Genomic DNA, 17,955 nt, shown 5'->3' on the forward strand with positions numbered 1-17,955 from the left:
TCGATAATCTGAATAAGGGTAAATCTATGAACATCCGTATTTTATCAATTCTGACAATTCTTTCGCTCACTGGGATCGGTGCGGCGCCTAACAAGGTGTTAACCTTAGAAGAGAAGGAAGAACAGAGACAGATAGAAGCCGTTCGTAAAGGCGGATTTACGGATATCGAAGTCGATAACCTTCACGCTTCGATTGCGGCCAACATTCTTAAGATCAATAACCTCTTAAAAGATGAGACTTATAAAAAGGCCCTTCGTTATATCGAGGACGAACCGAGAGAAGCCGCCAAATTTCTTTTTCAAGACAAAGAAAACAAACAATACTTAGAATTGGATCTCGGTCTTGGTCAATCCTTTGCCGATTATCCGAAAACCTATCTCTATCAATCTAAAATTTATATTTATCCTGGAACCGACGGTCAATCTCTGGATAAGATCATTCTCCAGTTCAAAAGAACAAACGCAAGGGGAGAAGTTTTTATCAGAGAGATGAGACGTCTGATTAACAATTCTCCGAAAGGTCCCACCTTTTTGGGAGATGGAAAGAGAACTCCAAACAATAACAGCGAAATCCTTTTAGAATTTTTTTCCAGTCATGATACCGATTTTCTCTGGCCGGACAATCCGATCCAACCCGTTCCTGCGAGTGTTACTTCGAAGTTGCACGATCCGACCAATCCGCTTCCTTACAACAAACAGAGACAGATCATTCTACAGTACAAAAGATATATGAGAAAAGTGGATAAGATGGTCGCTCTAAAACTTCATACGATGGAATTGGATCAAAAGAGAATGGTCTCTAAGATGTTAGAATTCCGTTAGAAGTTATATTAGAATTTTTTAAAATATCAAGAATGGCCGCTTACAAAGCGGCTTTTTTGTTTGAACATTAATTCTCGCGGCGAATCTAAAAATCCAAATTTGAATATCTGAGTTTGCAAATCGGATCCTAAGGCTTTCGTCTCTACAAAATTCTTCCCTCAACCACGTTTGAAAACGGCTTTAAATTCCTTTCTCGTAGATTTATAGAATTAGAGAGAGGGTTTTTCAAAAAGAAATAAAGTTCAAAAAAATTTAGGCTTTCGGAGAAAAGATTCTATTTCTTAATCAGGAAATCACTGATGACTTTTTCTTCAGTCAGATACTTTTTATTTAGATAGGAAATGGCGTGATTGATAAATCTTGGAATCTCTTTTCCAGCGTCCAACAGATCCAATTTTGTCTGAGTCAATTCGTCAATGGTGGCGAGAGCCAGTTTTCTTTGGCTCTGATGCGATTCGAACTCGTCTTCTGATTCAAGTGCCATTCTAAGGTTTATCCGTTTAGAGGATAACAGGAATCACAAGAAAGGGCAAGTCTTTCTTGTGATTCTTTCATAACTCAGGATTCTTTATAATCGACCGCTGTTTGAATTCCTCTTTCTTCATCCACGAATGCATTGATCAGAAGCGAAATGACGAAGAAAACGGCGACCACTAAGAATGAATTTCGAAGATCGAATAAAATCTGAAGTCCGCCGACTGCGACGAGTCCGAACGCCGCCGCGACTTTTCCGGACAAACCCCAGAGCCCGAAAAATTCTCCGGATTTGGATTCGGGAGCAAAGAGCCCGACAATAGCGCGGCTTGCGGATTGTGTCGCACCTAAGCCCGCGCCGGCAAAAACCGTGGTTCCTACAAAGACCCATTGTTGTGTGGTCGGAACTCCGATTCCGATCAGTAATGCGGTCAGATCCTTTACCCAGTAGATCATCAGCAGACACGCAATCCATAAGAAAAGCGTAATATTAAAAGTCTTTTTGGCCCCGATCTTATCCTGAATGAACCCGAAAAGGATCGCGCCGACGGCCGCAAAAAGTTGAATCAAGAGAAACATCGCGATCTCGTGTTTTTCTTCCGTTTTGATTTCCTGAGCTCCATAAATAAATGCAAAACTGATTACGATTCCAAGAGCGGCCATTGCAAAGAAAAGAGAGACGAGATAGATTGCCATATCTCTGAATTTATGAATTTCTTTCATGGTCGCGACCACTCTTTCCATTCCAATTTTGAGATAGGAAAGTCCTTCCGGTTTGTCCTTTCCATCGGTATATTCTCTTAAAAGAAGAAAGGTCGGAATTCCGGCGAATAAAAAGAAGAAGGCCGTGTATGGTCCAACCATTCTTAGATTGTCAAAATTCTCGAGCGTTTTAGGTCCTAGGGTGTTGACTAACGCGACCGCGGCAATTCCGCCAAAGTAACCGATTCCCCATGCATAGCCTGAAATTTTTCCGAGGTCTTCTTTGGGACCGAGATAGGGAAGAAAGCTGGAAGCAAAGTTTTCTCCCGAAGCAAAGAAGAAGTTAGAAAGAATAATCAGTATAAAGGCGAGGACGTATTGTCCCGGTGCGATTACGAACCACAAAGCTCCCGTTGAAATGATGCAGAAGACATAACTATAAAATAGAAACTGTTTCTTTCTCGCGGAATAGTCCGTGATGGCTCCGAAGATCGGCCCGGTCAATACGACGAGCAAATAAGAAATTGCGAGCGCGATGGACCAGAGAAGATTCCCGTATTCGTACGGATTTTCCTGATTGGAGGAGGCAGGGACGACTAATTGGCTAAAAACGATTCCGTATGTTACACTGATAATGACCGTTGTATAAGAGGAGTTCGCAAAATCGAACATGCACCAGCCGAGGATCTCTCGGAGAGGGGCTCTTTTTGTATCTTGCATGGGTTTCCTTTGTTTTTAATCAGAAATTTCAAAAAAGGCTATTTTTCGGAAACTGGATGTCAAATGAAAACCGTAAAAAATTTCTCTTGCAGAAGAATTTCAGAGTCTCTAATCTGATTGGAAACCCGGTTTCTAACTGTCCAATTATATAGAAGATATGGATTCCTCATTTTTCAGCCAAGTCGACCTCTGTCAATTGATGCGTCCTAGAAAGGTCTGCGTTTGTAATCAGGTCTCGGAAGAAGAGATCCTAACGTCGATTCGAAACGGTCATGATACATTAGAGAAACTCATGGACGATACGGGCGCCTCGACCGGTTGCGGGACCTGTATGGGTTCGGTTCGAAAACTTTTAGCTCAGGAACTCAAAGTTCCGAGAGCATGACTTCACTCCCAAACGTAACAATCAACATGGCGATGACTCTGGATGGAAAGGTCTCCCGTCCGGACGGAAGATGGTACGGACTTTCTTCCAGAAATGATAAGAAGAGAATGGATGAAATCCGCTCCAAAGCGGAGGTCTTGATTCTCGGAAAGAATTCGATTCTCAACGACGATCCTGTTATTCATCTAAGGTATGTGGAAGACGGGAAAGATCCTAGACCTGTGATTCTTCTTCGCTCCGGAACTCTTCCGGAGGACAAAAAAGTATTCCGTTTTTCTAAAGAACCTCCGTTAATCTTTTGTCTGAATGAAAACTATTCTCTTGTTCGGGACAACCTTTGCTCGGTGGCGGAGATCATTTTGATTCCCGGTTCCGATTTGAGTCCTTTGGAAGTACTTAAGGTTTTATCGGAGAGGGGATATCGTGAAGTTCTTCTCGAAGGCGGACCTTCTCTGAACGATTCCTTCTTTCGCTTGGATCTCATATCAAGAATCTATATTACCATCGTTCCATTCCTGATCGGAAAAACCGATCTTCCGTCGATCACCGGCGGTCGGAAAGAATATCCCGATTTCGATCAAAATAGATGGAAGCTTGTTACATCGGAAATATTAGAAAATGAAGTTTTTCTAATGTACGAAAAACAAGAGTAAAGCTTAATTTTCGGAAGCGAACTTTGAAACAAAAAGAACTTTTCTACACGTTTTTCTTACGAGCCCTTCCCATATTTTTTGTCGCGGTTCTGGTTTATGAGCAATTCTTCCCTGAAAGAAAAATTTTGGTCCAACAAGATCGTCTGGTTTATTTACCCGATCAAAAAGAATCGGTGCCTTTGGAATTAGAATGGGTTCGACTGAATGAACTTCCTGAAGAATGGATTTCCTACGTGGTTCAAGTGGAGGATAGAAGATTCTATTCGCATCGGGGATATTCCCTTTCCGATATTCATTCTACTCTTCTTTCTTCCGTGTTCTTCTTTAGAAAGATCAGGGGCGCGAGTACGATCACTCAACAGCTCGCGAGAACACTTTTTCTTTCTCGGGAAAAGTCCCTATCTCGCAAATGGAAGGAAATTCAGATTGCCTCAGCCTTGGAAGAAGACCTCGGGAAAAACGAAATTTTAGAATACTATATCAACAGCGTTTATTGGGGAAGAGGAATGAACGGTTTGAGTCAGGCTTCGCGCTATTACTTTAAAAAGAAGTCGATCGAGCTCGACAAAAATCAATTCAAAGCCCTGGTTCAAATTTTGAAAAAACCGGATTGGTACACTAGGGAAGAGGTCGTTGAACTCTCGAAAACCTTCTAACTTTTCGGGAGTTTTCCCCGATCGAATAGGACGTTTGAATTCAATAATTTTTTTGTTCGGACAGTTTGTCGGAACGATTGTACATTCGGAACCTGTTTTAGAACATCCGATTGGATCGAAATGGTCGGAAGACCGGCCTCGTTTTGAGTTTTGGAACGAACTCTGAGTCGGATCAGAATCTTTCGATTCGTTTAACAAGAGCGCGAATTTCTTCTTCCGACAATTCATTTTTAAAAGAAGGCATGGTCAGATTTTTTCCGTCTCGAATTGTTTTAAAAATTCCTTCCCTCATCTTATCTCCTCCAAAGAAAAAACCCATTTTGATTCCAAAACCGCGGAGCTTTTTTGGTTTTGGGAGAATCGAATCTTTCGGAGTTCCGTCCACTCCGTGACAGACGGCACATTTTTGTTCCCAGAGAAGGTTGGCTTGGTTTTCGTCGATCGAAAGCGTGGAGGAATCCATTTTGGAATTCGGAGAGGATTGGCACGACAAACAAAAAAAATAAACAATGAGAATGGAATATACTTTTTTCTTGTTTAGATTCAATTTGAATTTCGCGGTTTGAAACCTGGAAATAAAATTTCGATCCTCATTCATTCACTTTTGTGCCCCAGTTTTTCAAATGAGAAACCACAAAATTCAATAAGGATTCTTGATTCTTTCTGGAATCCGTGGTTGGAAGAAGAGGATCGCCGAATGTAATAAAAATCTTGCGATCTCTAAAAATGCGGGCCAGATCTTTCACGACTCTTCCGTTTTCCCAGAAATCGGTTCTGAGCGCGATCGGAATCACGGGCACTCCGGCGCGGGCCGCGAGTTTGATTGCGATTGAATTGAATTCTGCAGGAGTAAAATCCGTGGTTCGCGTGCTCTGTGGAAATACGATAATCGACATTCCTTTTTTGAGCAAAGCCGTTCCTTGTTCGAGAACCGCAACCAAGTCTTCTCTTGGATTGCTTCTTCCGACCGAGATCGGGTCTCTCGATCTCATGATGGGACCAAAAAGTTTTCCTGTTGTTAGGCTTTCTTTGACTACGAATGTTACGGGCTTATATTGAGTTACAAAGGTCGGAAGAATGAAGGTCTCACAAGTGCTCATGTGATTTCCTGCGATGACAACGGGCCCGTCTACGGAGAGAATTTTTTCGATTCCTTCTACCTTGACCTTGCCGCCGCAGTTTTCTACTAAGTCGAGAATCTTAGCTGAAGATTCGCACCAAGTCGGATTATCGTAGAATCCCTTGAGGGCTAAACCTCTGCTTCTAAATATTTCTTTGAAATAACCGTAGTGAAACGCTAAGTCCGTATCTCCGAAGATGCGGTCTGCCAGAGATCTTTTTTTGTCGGGAGCCGTTTCGTAAGAAATGGAAAGGCCTTCTTTATAGCTCAGCGGTTTGCAGAGATCTTTTCTTTGCAAAATTTGATGACTCATCTTGGATTTCCTTTTTACGCACTCGGGGTCGCGAGCGCAATTCTACATCTCTTCAGTTTTATTAAACTAAAAATCTTTACTTGGTAGAAAAGAATATAGGACTCTTTCTATTCGTTTTAGATTATTTTATTGGAAGTAGATTCGATTCTAAAGTTGCAAAAAGTGAAAGGAAGAATCGAATTTGAATTTTTTTCGAAAGGAGGGCTTAAAATAAGAAAACCCGGCAACGTCCTACTCTCCCATGCAGCGAACCACACAGTACCATCAGCGATGAGAGGCTTAACTTCCGTGTTCGGGATGGGAACGGGTGTGGCCCTCTCTCTATAGTCACCAGGAATCTTGATGACAGTATTTTTCAAGGGACAACTTTGTCATTCTTAAATTAAAAAGTAAGAGCGTTTTTTCTTTTTTATTTTAGAGATTTTCAAAAAGAATTTTGTCCTCTTCCAATTGAAGTCTTTCTTCTATCGCCGACTCGGCCGCGATTAAATCGACAAAACCGGGAGAATCCGGAAGCCAAGGCATAAGGTGCCAAATTCCTAAAAGCTCCTTGTCGCCCGGAAGAATATAATCTGTCAGAGAGAACGTCTGAAGATTGAATAAAAAGGAAAGTTTCCCTTGAGGGATGTTTTTAATTTCTTTTAAAGCGATCGTAAGAACGCTCTGGTTTTCGGGAAAACGATTGGCTCTGCAATGACGCACAACGTGCTTTGGAAAAAAACGTTCCAGAAAAAGAAAACTAGATAAAATCGGAAGTGTTGTCCGGTATCGAATTCTCAAACCCGAAGAATCTACGGTAAGTTCCAAGGTTTTGGTCATTATAAAAATCAAAGAAAGAGTAAAAATTCCGAGAAATAAGATCGAGAACGGAATAAAAAAGAACAGGAAAACCATTTCGAATTCCTTCATCGAGAGAAAGATGATTCCCCAGACGCCGTAAAAAAATCCCATCACGGAAAGAATGGTAATCTTATCCTTGATCGTTTTCTTTTTTGTAAATTCTACCTTTGTTCCTTTCTCCGTCGGAGATAACTTTAGATATTTTGAATCTACTTTGACCTTTTCAACCGAGGGAAGAACCGAGGCCTCTCCATTGGTTTCTAAATTCTCCTTTGTATCATTCGAGACGGGGAGGGGAAGAAGGGATCTGAATTGAGAAAGTTCCTTTGTTAGGGATTCCATTCCAGAATAAGAATGTAGAAGATAAAAGGCTCCATCCGATTTAAGAAAGAATAAATCCCAGACCGTTCTAAAACCCGAACCGCTGGAACTCGCGCTTCCGTTTCTGGAAACAACTCGTTTCTTTATCTTGTAACAGACGATCGCTGAAAGATCGATCTTCAGGTCCGATCGATTCGTTTCTTTGATTAGAAGAATTCCTTCCTTTGGAAGAATTTTCTCTTCTTGAATCGCATCTTTTGTTTTGCGATAAGTTCTTACGGAAGAAAAAAGAAGAAACAAAAACGAAAAAGTCAAAAATAGAATTAATCCCGGATAAAAAGTTTCTCCTTCGGTAAAAAGTTGGATCGCATATACGAATAGTCCGAACCCGAAAATGGAAACAAAAAAAAGAATCAAACTAAGAAAACATCCGATCAATCCTTGGAAGTGATACGGATTTTTAGAAATTCTAACGGCGTAATCGGATTCAAAACTCCAAGTAGACATTGGAACCTCTTATCAAAGTTTTTTGTTCAGAAAATATCTTTCTGTCGTTCATTCTGTTTTCGATTTTTTTCGCCTTATTCTTGAAAGCCGAATTTCATTCTCAGCGCCTTTCAAAAAATAAGAACAATCAATTATTATCTTTTTTGAGTTCGGTCAAGTAGTAAAAAAGAGAAATTCTCTTTGTCATTTTTCTCGAATTTCGAATGCCTTAGAATCTTAAAATTGTTTCCCTGATCTTTTCCTTTGGAAGTCTTGCAGATAAGGCTTTCCCGAAGCCGTTTGTGATTCTTCTTTTTGAAACCGAAGCGGGGAAAGTGAAAGACATTGGATGGAGGCCGCATGGCTCAGTTTGAAAACGTTACAGTTATAAAAAAAGCGAATATCTATTACGAAGGAAAGGTTACGAGCAGAACCGTTTTATTTTCAGACGGAAGCAAAAAGACTCTGGGAATTTTAATGCCCGGCGAATATGATTTTGGAACCGACGAAAAAGAAATTATGGAAATTTTAGAAGGGGACTTGCTCGTAAAACTTCCGGGCGAAACGTCTTGGAAAGAAATCAAAGGCGGACAATCCTTTGAAGTTCCTGCGAATTCCAGATTTCAATTGAACGTAAAGAAGATCAGCGACTACTGTTGTTCTTATATCGCTTAAATTAAACCTTTCCTAAAGAAGGGAATCGTTCCGAATTACAGCCGTTAGGCGGTTGATTTCGAATTCTCCAATTAAAAAGCCGAGGTGGAATTCCTCGGCTTTTGCGCTTTTATCGGATTTCGTTTAACAAAATCACTGATAACTTTCGATCGGAAGACAGGAACAAACTAAGTTTCTATCTCCGTAGACGTTATCCACTCTTCCCACATATGGCCAGAACTTATGTTCTTTTGTCCAGGACGCAGGATAACCCGCTCGTTCTCTCGGATACAAATGATCCCAACGATCCGACGTCACCATCGCAGCGGTGTGTGGAGAATTTTTTAAAGGATTGTCCGTTTTGTCTAAAACTCCGTTCTGAACATCCAAAATTTCTTGATGAATGAGAAGCATCGCTTCACAGAAACGATCCAATTCTTCCAAGGATTCGGATTCGGTCGGTTCGATCATCAGAGTTCCCGGAACAGGAAAGGACATTGTGGGCGCGTGGAAACCGTAGTCGATCAATCGTTTTGCAACGTCTTCTACTTCGATTCCTGCTGTTTTTTTGAACGGTCTTACGTCGAGAATACACTCGTGAGCGACAAAGCCATTCTTCCCTTTATAAAGAACCGGGAAGGCTTTTTCCAAACGTTTTGCAATGTAGTTCGCGTTTAGGATGGAAGTTTTGGTAGCATTAGCAAGTCCCTCAGCTCCCATAAGAATGATGTAAGTCCAAGAGATCAGAACGATGCTCGCGCTTCCCCAAGGAGCCGCGGATACGGCGCCGTGTTCGTTACCGGTCGTGTTATCCACTAAAACGTGTCCCGGTAAAAATGGAACGAGATGTTTTGCGACTCCGATCGGACCAACACCCGGACCGCCTCCTCCGTGAGGTATGCAAAAAGTCTTATGTAAGTTGAGATGGCAAACGTCGGCGCCGATTTCACCGGGACTTGTTAAACCGACTTGAGCGTTCATGTTCGCTCCGTCCATGTAAACTTGTCCGCCGTGTGTGTGAACGATTGCACAAATTTCTTTTACGGATTCTTCAAAGACCCCGTGTGTGGAAGGATAGGTAATCATCAAGGCGGCGAGGTCGTCTTTGTGTTCTTCCGCTTTTGATTTGAGATCTTCTAAGTCGATGTTTCCGTTTGGATCGCAAGAAACGACGACCACTTTAAAACCGGCCATCGCCGCGCTCGCTGGATTGGTTCCGTGAGCCGAGATCGGGATCAGACAAACGTTTCTATGTGATTCTTTTCTGCTTTCGTGATATCTTCGGATCGCGAGAAGTCCCGCGTATTCTCCTTGGGAACCTGCGTTTGGTTGTAAGGAAACTCCGGCAAAACCGGTGATTTCACAGAGCCATTTTTCCAGTTGTTCAAATATGACTTTGTAACCTTTGGCTTGATCCGCCGGTGCGAACGGATGGATCGCTCCGAACTCCGGCCAAGTCACAGGATACATTTCCGTGGTCGCGTTGAGTTTCATCGTACAAGAACCAAGAGGAATCATCGAAGTCGTTAGAGAAAGATCTCTTGATTCCAATTTTCGAATATAACGAAGCATTTTGGTTTCGGTGTGATGCGACTGAAATATCGGATGTGTGAGATAAGAGGAGGTTCTTTTTAAAGAATCAGGAATCGTATCTGCGTTCGAAAAGTTCTTTTCGATCTCTGCGTTTTTAACTCCGAAAATTTCGAAAAGGTCCTGAAGGTCTTCTGTGTTTACGGTTTCGTCTAACGCGATTCCGATTCTTCCGTCGTTGTATTGTCTCAGGTTGATTTTTTTGGAAAGCGCTTTTTGGAGAATCTCTTTCACTTTGTTTCCGGCCTGAACCGTGATCGTATCAAAAGAAGAATGTTCCGAGATCGCAAATCCGGCGGATTTCAAACCGTTAGAAAGAATCGAAGTGAATCTATGAATTCTTGTGGCGATGTTTTTCAGTCCTTCCGGTCCGTGATAAATCGCATACATGGAAGAGATCACCGCGAGCAAAACTTGAGCCGTACAGATATTGCTCGTCGCCTTATCTCTTCGGATATGTTGTTCTCTCGTTTGCAGAGAAAGTCTGAGTCCGGGATTCCCTTGTGAATCTTTGGAAACTCCGATCAATCTTCCGGGCATGCTCCGTTTGAATTCGTCTTTCGTTGCGAAAAAGCCCGCGTGTGGTCCGCCGTAACCAAGAGGAAGTCCGAATCTCTGAGAAGAACCGATCGCGATGTCCGCTCCCATTTCTCCCGGAGATTTGAGAATCGTAAGTGCAAGAAGGTCGGCTGCGACGGTCGCGATCGAACCTACGTTATGCGCCTTTTGAATGAACGAAGTATAATCGATGATCTTTCCGTCTGTCGCGGGATACTGAAGAAGAACTCCGAAAAAATCTTCGTTGAGTTCCACACTTTCGTGGTTTCCGATTTGAACTTCGATTCCGAGTGGATTGGCTCTCGTAACGACTACGTCTATCGTTTGCGGATGACAGAGTTCGGAGACGAAGAATTTTTTTGCAGTTTCATTCTTACGAACCGAATACGCAAGGAACATCGCTTCCGCGGCGGCGGTTCCTTCGTCCAAAAGAGAGGCGTTGGAAATTTCAAGTCCGGTAAGATCGATGATCATCGTTTGAAAATTGAGGAGGGCTTCGAGACGGCCTTGAGAAATCTCAGCTTGATACGGAGTGTAAGCCGTGTACCAACCCGGATTCTCTAGAATGTTTCTTTGAATGACTCCGGGAATCACACAGGAGTTGTATCCGGCTCCGATATAAGAACGAAAGACTTGGTTCTGAGACGCGATCGTTTTCAGATCTTGAAGAATCTTATGCTCGGTGGAAGCCTTGGGAAGATCCAAAGGTTTTTTTAGACGAATCCCGGCGGGAACCGCTTTTTCAATCAATTCCTCGAGAGAAGAAAGTCCGAGTTCTTTTAACATAACTCCGATCTGTTCCGGATCCGGGCCGATATGTCTTCTTGGAAAGGAATCCAGAGGATCGATACCGACCTTTGTAAGATTTTGTTTGGATTGGTTCTGGAGAGTGGAGTTCATGTTCACCTGCTTTGAATTCTCAAGATTAGACTTTGCTGTTATTCGAGTCCTGCTACGAACGTTTTGTATTTTTCGGAACTGAGTAGTTTTTCGAGTTCGGAAGGAGAAAAACCTTTTACCTTAATCATCCAAGAATCGAAAGGTTTTGCGTTTACTTCCCCCGGGCTTTTGGAAAGAGCCGGATTGGATTCGATGACTTCTCCGCTGATAGGAGCGTATAAATCTTCGGCTGCTTTTACCGATTCGATGGTTCCAAAGGTTTCAAATTGTTTGATCGCCTTTCCGGCTTTCGGAAGATCAACGAAGACGATGTCGCCTAACGCGGACTGTGCGAAGTCTGAAATTCCAATGAGAGCAACGTCTCCTTCTATTTTGACCCATTCGTGTTTTTCCGAGAAGAGATATCCTGCGGGCGCTTGCGTTTCTGCCATGATCCGTTTCCTAATTAATTTTTTCTGATACTGCCTGGGATAAAAGGCTTTGTTGTAATGATAGCTTGTTTCGGTTGTTCTCGGATTTCAATCTGAATCGGTTCTCCGTCTTTGATTTTTTCCGCAGAGATCAGCGCGAGGCCGATTCCCTTTTTCAAAGAAGGGGAAAATGTTCCCGAAGTTGTTTTACCGATTTCATTTCCTTGAGAATCCAATACGCGGAAATTTTCTCTTGGAACTCCCGCTTCCGTAAGAGAAAATGCGACGATTTTCGAAGGAACCCCATTCTTCTTTTGAGAAAGAATTTTTTCGGATGAAAAGTAAGGAATTTCTTTTTCTTTTACGATCCATCCGATTCCGGATTCGATCGGAGTCCACGAGTCGTTGAGTTCGTGACCGTAGAGCGGATACTTTGCTTCGATACGAAGAGTATCTCTCGCGCCGAGTCCGCAAGGAATGAGACCGAAGTCCTTTCCTACTTCTAAAAGTTCTTTCCAAATCTTGAGTCCGAGAGGAATGGAAGAATAGATTTCAAATCCGTCTTCTCCCGTGTAACCGGTTCTAGAGACGATGATCTCTTCTCCTTGAAAAGGAAGGATTGCAAAATGGTAATATTTGATCGAATCCAATTCTTTTCCTAAGTATTTGGAAAAGATCTCGTTCGCCTTCGGACCTTGGAGCGCGATCTGATGCCACTGAAGACTTTGGTCTTCGACTTGAACACCTTGAGCGGGAAGATACTTGAGTAAGTGTGCGGTAACTGCTTCGTAGTTGGAAGCGTTGGAGCAGATCATATATTTCTCGGGAGAGAATTTATAGATCGTAACGTCGTCAACTAAGCCGCCATTTTCATTCAGAACCGCATTGTACTGAACTTGAAAATCGGAAAGGGACGCGACAGAATTACAGGTGACGGATTCTAAAAAATCAAGGATAGCTTTGGGCTCTCCCGTTACGAAAATTTCTCCCATGTGAGAAACGTCGAAAAGACCGGCTGCTTCTCTGGTAGCGTTGTGTTCAGCGATGATCCCCGAATATTGCACAGGCATATCCCAGCCTCCAAATGGAATCATTTTTGCACCGAGTGCGCGATGGGATTCATAAAGAGGTGTTTTTTTATCTTGGGACATAAGCTTTCCGAGTACCAGTTTTTACTAGTTCCGTCCTAGGACAAATGGATTTTCAGGAAAATAAGTTCAAATCTTTAGGAAATTTTTACCGGGGATCGGATTTAGAATACTTCCAATTTTGGGTTCTTGGATTTGGAACCTTGTTTTTTGCTTTTTCGGAAAGCGTTAGGAGCTTATGAATTTCGTGTGTTCTTCGGAATTTTGGAACGATAGAATGATTCCCCGGCGTTTTATGAATCGTCTCATTTTGTTTTATTAGAATATTTGAATTTACTATTGAATCGATCGGTATTTTTACTTTTGTTTTTATCGAAACAATCGAATCGCAAATGAAGCTTAGGTTTTTGGTTTCAAGAAGGAAACTCTTTTCGTCAGAAAGTTCTGATAAAGAATTTAGTGTTTATCGAAATCTTGGGAGAATGGGAGAGATTGAATCCAAGGAAAGTTTATCCCCGTTATCGCTTTCTACAGACAGAGAAAAATAAAAAAACGTAAATAGAAAACGATTCCCTGATTTTTTATATTAGAGACGTTTTAATAAAATATAATGTTCTTTTCTATGAAGTGAAATAATTTGTTGAAAAGATATTGCACTTTTGGCCAAGTTGAGTACATGAAAAAATATCTATCGATGACATTGGTCATCCTGTTCGTTGCGGTCTCGTTCCAGTGTTCGGAAATTTCACCTCGTCAAAAATGTTATGAAGATAACTATTGTAAGTCGGCGGACTCCGACTGTGTGGCGGCTTCTTTGTTGATAACAGCGCTCTTGCAAAGTGGGAGTTCGAGTGGGTCTTCCTCTTCAAGTTCATCTAACAATTCCTTCCTGAGTTTATACTTTAGCCCGCTTGCTTGTATCGGTGCGAAAGCTTCCTGCGAGGCGGATTGCGATAAGAAACATCCATTCTGAAAATCGAATATTCGATCTTTCCGTAGGGAAATGGGGAAGATCGATACGATCGAAAGAAGAAAATTTTAGAATCAGGGCCGATTTCTGTTACGCAGATTGCAAAATCTTTTGAATTACGGTCTGTACTTCTTCGATCTTATACGGTTTGTCTAAGATTCCTTGAACACCTTGTAAAAGAAGTTTGTCTTTCTTTTCTCTTTCGATATGCCCGGAAGTGATGATGACTTTTATCTCGGGTTTAATTTCTTTCAATTTGAAAAAAAGAGAATCTCCGCTCATTTCCGGCATTCCTAAATCGGTGATCACCAAGTCGATGTGATGATCCGGATTTTGAAATACTTCAAGAGCGTGTTTTCCGGAGCTCGTTGTAAAAACCTTACAACCGGATAATTCAAGAATATCTTTCAATACTTCCAAAACCATAATCTCGTCGTCGACGATAAGAATGGTTGCTTGAATGTTAGCTCGTTGTCTTCCGTTTTCTTTAATCGGAGATTCCGAAGCCGCGATTGCCGGAAAGTAGAGTTTAAAAGTTGTTCCTTGATTGGCGACTGAATCCACGTCGATAAAACCGAAATGATTTTTAGTGATCGTATCTACGATGGAAAGACCCAAGCCCGTTCCTTTTCCTCTTTCTTTCGTAGTAAAAAAAGGTTCGAAGATTTTTTGTTTAGTCTCCGGACTCATTCCTTTTCCGGTATCGCTTACATGAATGCAAACATACTCCTTAACATTTCCTCCGGAAGGAAATTTCTTTCGAACCTCGTCTCCTTTTACCGTAGTCTCGCGGATCGTGATCTTGCCTCCGTCGGGCATTGCGTCTCTCGCGTTCAACGCTAAGTTAAGAATGACTTGATGAAGATGGCTGCTGTCGCCTCGAATGATTCCATTTTCGAGATCGATTTTAGTTTCGATAGAAATATTTTTTGGAAGCGAAAATGAAAGTATATCGGTGACTTCTCGAATGATATGCGAAATTGAAATCGGTTTGAGTTCGGAAGACCCCGGTCTTGAAAATAAAAGAAGTTGTTTTGTGATCGATCCGCCCCTTTTTGCGGCTTCGATAATTCTATGGACGTGTTTGTTTAGATCGGAATCATTTTCGATTCGTAATTTCATCACTTCCGCGCTTCCCATAATCATCGTTAAAAGGTTATTAAAATCGTGAGCGATTCCACCGGCAAGTAAGCCGATACTTTCCATTTTTTGAGCCTGACGAACGATTTCTTCGGCGGTCTTTCTTTCGGAGATATTTCGAACGATCCCTTGCAACAAACCGTTTCTCAAAATTTTTGCATTGATTTCGACCGGTACGATACTTCCGTCTTTACGAACCAATTTTCTCTCGCTCAAAACGGCTTTCCCGTTACGAAGATCTTCCACACGAAGCGGATTCTTCATAAGATCTTCGGGTTCGATGACGTCCCAAATTGTAAGATTTAAAAATTCTTCTTTCGTATAACCTAACAGTGCGCAGCCGCTCGGATTGATTTCAACGTATTTGCCGTCTTTATCAATTAGAAAGATGGTATCCGAAGCTTGTTCGACTAAAGAACGATAGCGCGTTTCACTTTCCGATTTGAGATCTTCGATTCTTTTTCTTTCGATCGCGATTCCAGCAATATGAGCCAAGGAGTGAATCAATCTCAAATCCAGATCGGAAGGTTTTTTAGGTTCGTTGTAATAAAGTGCGAATGTCCCCAAAACCTGATTGGAAGGAGAAATGATCGGCTGAGACCAACAGGACTTTAAATTAAATTTTTCCGCGAGGTCCTTATAATTTTCCCAGAGAGGATCTTTTTGAATGTTTTGTACAATGATGAGTTTTTTTAAATAAGCCGCGGTTCCGCAAGAGCCTACTTTTGGACCGATCTTTACACCGTCGATACTATCATTGTATTCTTTAGGTAGGCTTGGGGCCGCGCCGTGTCTCAGAGTTACTCCGTCTTTATCTAATAAAAGAATGCTCGCGTGAATATCGGAACGATATTCTTCGATCGAGGACGCAAGAGTAAAAAGAATGTCTTTGAGAGATCGACCGGAGGAAAGTTCCTCAAAGACTTGAAACATGTGATTTAATAAGAGTTCGATTTTTCTTTGCTCTTCCGCGTCGGAGAGCGCCAGCCAACTTTTTGATTGGTCTTGATTTCTGAATAATGTTTTGAATAAAGCGACCGGAATATGTAAGAATCTATAGAATGATTCTAAAATAGACATGTTAGGTTCTTTTTTTGCAAACACAGTTGTATTCATAAAATGATGAAACATAAGGTACTGAGTTTAACGAAAGAATCCGGATCTTCTTTCAAGAGACGTGATAAACTTTTAAATTCGAAGATTGCGGTGTAACAAAATGAATTCATATCCGATTTCCCTCTTTTATTTTCAAATAAAGTTTTGATTTCGATATTTGATTCACAAACCCAGGTAAAATTGAATCCATGTTCCCATTGATTTGAAAGGAAGATGGAAGAAGAAAACGATAACACAAATCTTAAAAAAACAAATCGGAAAGAAGGTTTACTTCCGTTTTTTGTACATAATTTTCTTATCGAAAAGAAGTTCTCATTCTTTCAAATTCTCGCTAAAAACGAAGGAAACCTATGAAATTGGGGATCTATTTGATATGTAAGGTTTTTGTATGAAAAATATCAATTCATGTCTTGATCTTGTTTTTTAGATACCGATGTGATGGAAAAAATTCTTTGGAAAGATCGATTCGAGATATAGAAAACGATTTCCTTGTTTATAGAAATTCTTTTATTCCATTTGCTGCGGCTCGGTCTTATTTTAGTCTGAGCAATTTAGAATATTGTTCGGGGGATTTTCCGACTATGTTTTTGAAATCTTTAATAAAGTGAGCCTGATCAAAGTAGCCTAAATCTAAAGCGAGTTGGATTCCATCTACGTTCTCGCCTTTTTCCAATCTTTCGGCTGCCTCGTGCAATCTATATCTTTGAATAACCCATTTCGGAGTCACTCCTACATAACGACTGAATTGGCGCTGTAGAGTTCTTTTGTTAATACGAAGACGGTTTGCTAAATCTTCGACTTTGCGAATGTTCGGATTTTTAAAGATAGAATCGATTACTTCCTGAATCCATAAAACATTTTCATCCTTCTCCGGAAGACGTTGCAAAAGAATTTGTTCTATGGTTTCTAATCTTTCTTCATCGTTCTTTGCGGAAAGAATTGAGTTTTCCAAACGTAAAACGTCCACGCTAAAAACGGAATCAATAGGGATGGATCGATTTTGAAGGGAACGAATCGCCTTTCGATAGAAAGGATAAAAAGCTCCGGGTTTGAATTTTACTCCCCAGACTTTTCCTAAATCTTTTAGGAGATACGAAAATTTCCCCTCGATGATTCCTTGAATCCTCGATTTATCTTTATCGATCACAAGATGAACGCTCGGATGTGGAAGCGTTTCCGCGAGTTGAGGTTCCTTGCCACGGAGATCCCATTCTACCGTCCAATGATGTTCTATAAAAAATTCCAAACTAGGACTCGGCAAATAACGAGCATGTTTGAAATCGATTTTTGTTTTCTCTGATTTCAGAACACCCCTTGGTTTATCTTTTTTGGATTCCATCTTTGAATCTATTAAATCCAAAATCGAATCGCGGCTCAATGAGTTTTTAAATTGGATCGAAGTAAAAAAGAAAATGAATCGAAGAAAGAAAATCTTCGTCTAAAATTTCTTTCGAGAAAATATATGACAGTTTTTGGCAACATTCAAAAAGGAATGTATATTCGATTTAAAAAATTCTTCGTTTAAAAAACTTAAAATGTTGAATCTTAGATGGATTGAAACTTATATTTAATTTAGAAAAATAACGGAATAGGTATTGGACATGAGCATTAAAAAATACAACGGTAGCTGTCACTGCGGAAAGGTAAAATATGAAGTCGATCTCGATCTTTCCTTAGGAACCTCGAAGTGTAATTGTTCGTTCTGCAGTAAGGTAAGAAATTGGAGCGCGATGATAAAACCGGCGGCCTTTCATCTTCTTTCCGGAAAAGAAGAATTGGGAAGTTATCAATTCGGAACGATGAGCGCAACGCATAAGTTTTGTAAGAACTGCGGAGTTCGAACTTATACGGAAGGTTATATCGAAGAAATCGGGGGAGACTTTATAAGCGTAAGTTTGTCCACTCTGGACAATCTCGAACCTAGCGAACTCGTGGAAGCACCGCTTTGGTATGCGGACGGACGTCACAACAATTGGAGATCGCAGCCGGCAGAGATTCGTCATCTTTGAAAATAAAAAACCTGCATATTCCCAGGACC

General features: G+C 41.2%; 17 protein-coding genes and 1 rRNA gene. 7 read left to right on the forward strand and 11 right to left on the reverse strand.

Features of this window, described 5'->3' with window-relative positions:
• Positions 1 to 26 precede the first annotated feature (26 nt).
• Positions 27 to 821 (forward strand): LIC13212 family protein, encoded by a 795-nt coding sequence (locus A0128_RS01580; protein ID WP_069605923.1) that lies wholly within the window; start codon positions 27 to 29, stop codon positions 819 to 821.
• A 274-nt stretch (positions 822 to 1,095) separates the two neighbouring features.
• Here A0128_RS01580 and A0128_RS01585 read toward each other — a convergent pair whose 3' ends face one another.
• Both A0128_RS01585 and A0128_RS01590 read right to left on the reverse strand, forming a co-directional pair.
• Entirely contained in the window at positions 1,096 to 1,305 is a 210-nt protein-coding gene (locus A0128_RS01585; protein WP_069605924.1) for a hypothetical protein, read from the reverse strand.
• Positions 1,306 to 1,379: 74 nt separating this feature from the next.
• A complete protein-coding gene (locus A0128_RS01590) occupies positions 1,380 to 2,717 on the reverse strand; it encodes an MFS transporter (protein WP_069605925.1) in 1,338 nt (445 codons plus the stop codon).
• 157 nt (positions 2,718 to 2,874) lie between these two features.
• Between A0128_RS01590 and A0128_RS01595 the strand changes: the two genes are divergently transcribed.
• Genes A0128_RS01595 through A0128_RS01605 form a run of 3 tightly spaced genes read left to right on the forward strand, consistent with a single transcriptional unit; the run spans position 2,875 to position 4,411 of the window.
• The gene (locus tag A0128_RS01595; protein ID WP_069605926.1) at positions 2,875 to 3,102 is read left to right on the forward strand and encodes a (2Fe-2S)-binding protein; all 228 of its coding nucleotides are present in this window, start codon (positions 2,875 to 2,877) and stop codon (positions 3,100 to 3,102) included.
• Positions 3,099 to 3,755, forward strand: a complete 657-nt coding sequence (locus A0128_RS01600; RefSeq protein WP_069605927.1) for a RibD family protein — start codon at positions 3,099 to 3,101, stop codon at positions 3,753 to 3,755. The genes A0128_RS01595 and A0128_RS01600 overlap by 4 nt, the downstream gene beginning before the upstream one ends.
• Before the next feature lie 23 nt (positions 3,756 to 3,778).
• A complete protein-coding gene (locus A0128_RS01605) occupies positions 3,779 to 4,411 on the forward strand; it encodes a biosynthetic peptidoglycan transglycosylase (RefSeq protein WP_069605928.1) in 633 nt (210 codons plus the stop codon).
• 172 nt (positions 4,412 to 4,583) lie between these two features.
• On the opposite strand, the gene A0128_RS01615 is transcribed toward A0128_RS01605, so the two are convergent.
• The 4 genes from A0128_RS01615 to A0128_RS01630 form a co-directional block, all read right to left on the reverse strand.
• Positions 4,584 to 4,874, reverse strand: a complete 291-nt coding sequence (locus tag A0128_RS01615) for a c-type cytochrome (RefSeq protein ID WP_083244190.1) — start codon at positions 4,872 to 4,874, stop codon at positions 4,584 to 4,586.
• A gap of 127 nt (positions 4,875 to 5,001) precedes the next feature.
• Positions 5,002 to 5,844, reverse strand: coding sequence for a lysophospholipid acyltransferase family protein (locus A0128_RS01620; RefSeq protein ID WP_245667186.1), 843 nt, complete (start codon positions 5,842 to 5,844; stop codon positions 5,002 to 5,004).
• 218 nt (positions 5,845 to 6,062) lie between these two features.
• Positions 6,063 to 6,179 (reverse strand): 5S ribosomal RNA (gene rrf / locus A0128_RS01625).
• Positions 6,180 to 6,258: 79 nt separating this feature from the next.
• Positions 6,259 to 7,512, reverse strand: a complete 1,254-nt coding sequence (locus A0128_RS01630) for a hypothetical protein (protein WP_069605930.1) — start codon at positions 7,510 to 7,512, stop codon at positions 6,259 to 6,261.
• A gap of 339 nt (positions 7,513 to 7,851) precedes the next feature.
• On the opposite strand from A0128_RS01630, the gene ppnP reads away from it, so the two are divergent.
• Positions 7,852 to 8,166, forward strand: coding sequence for a pyrimidine/purine nucleoside phosphorylase (gene ppnP, locus A0128_RS01640; protein WP_069605932.1), 315 nt, complete (start codon positions 7,852 to 7,854; stop codon positions 8,164 to 8,166).
• Between the two features lie 132 nt (positions 8,167 to 8,298).
• Here the strand turns inward: ppnP and gcvP are convergent, their stop codons facing one another.
• The 3 genes from gcvP to gcvT are packed head-to-tail and all read right to left on the reverse strand — an operon-like array spanning position 8,299 to position 12,754.
• A complete protein-coding gene (gene gcvP, locus A0128_RS01645) occupies positions 8,299 to 11,193 on the reverse strand; it encodes an aminomethyl-transferring glycine dehydrogenase (protein WP_069605933.1) in 2,895 nt (964 codons plus the stop codon).
• A 38-nt stretch (positions 11,194 to 11,231) separates the two neighbouring features.
• Entirely contained in the window at positions 11,232 to 11,624 is a 393-nt protein-coding gene (gcvH, locus tag A0128_RS01650; protein WP_069605934.1) for a glycine cleavage system protein GcvH, read from the reverse strand.
• A 14-nt stretch (positions 11,625 to 11,638) separates the two neighbouring features.
• Positions 11,639 to 12,754, reverse strand: coding sequence for a glycine cleavage system aminomethyltransferase GcvT (gene gcvT, locus A0128_RS01655; protein ID WP_069605935.1), 1,116 nt, complete (start codon positions 12,752 to 12,754; stop codon positions 11,639 to 11,641).
• Between the two features lie 613 nt (positions 12,755 to 13,367).
• Between gcvT and A0128_RS22240 the strand changes: the two genes are divergently transcribed.
• Positions 13,368 to 13,664 carry an LA_0364 family Cys-rich lipoprotein gene (locus A0128_RS22240; protein WP_083244025.1) on the forward strand — a complete coding sequence of 99 codons (297 nt, stop codon included), beginning with the start codon at positions 13,368 to 13,370 and terminating at the stop codon, positions 13,662 to 13,664.
• 87 nt (positions 13,665 to 13,751) lie between these two features.
• Here A0128_RS22240 and A0128_RS01660 read toward each other — a convergent pair whose 3' ends face one another.
• Complete coding sequence (locus tag A0128_RS01660; RefSeq protein ID WP_245667187.1) at positions 13,752 to 15,881, reverse strand: hybrid sensor histidine kinase/response regulator; 2,130 nt, start codon at positions 15,879 to 15,881, stop codon at positions 13,752 to 13,754.
• Between the two features lie 568 nt (positions 15,882 to 16,449).
• Positions 16,450 to 17,256 (reverse strand): helix-turn-helix domain-containing protein, encoded by an 807-nt coding sequence (locus A0128_RS22310; protein ID WP_069609041.1) that lies wholly within the window; start codon positions 17,254 to 17,256, stop codon positions 16,450 to 16,452.
• 262 nt (positions 17,257 to 17,518) lie between these two features.
• On the opposite strand from A0128_RS22310, the gene A0128_RS01675 reads away from it, so the two are divergent.
• Positions 17,519 to 17,926 carry a GFA family protein gene (locus tag A0128_RS01675; RefSeq protein ID WP_069605938.1) on the forward strand — a complete coding sequence of 136 codons (408 nt, stop codon included), beginning with the start codon at positions 17,519 to 17,521 and terminating at the stop codon, positions 17,924 to 17,926.
• Positions 17,927 to 17,955 lie beyond the last annotated feature (29 nt).

It is taken from the genome of Leptospira tipperaryensis (assembly GCF_001729245.1).
Classification (GTDB): domain Bacteria; phylum Spirochaetota; class Leptospiria; order Leptospirales; family Leptospiraceae; genus Leptospira; species Leptospira tipperaryensis.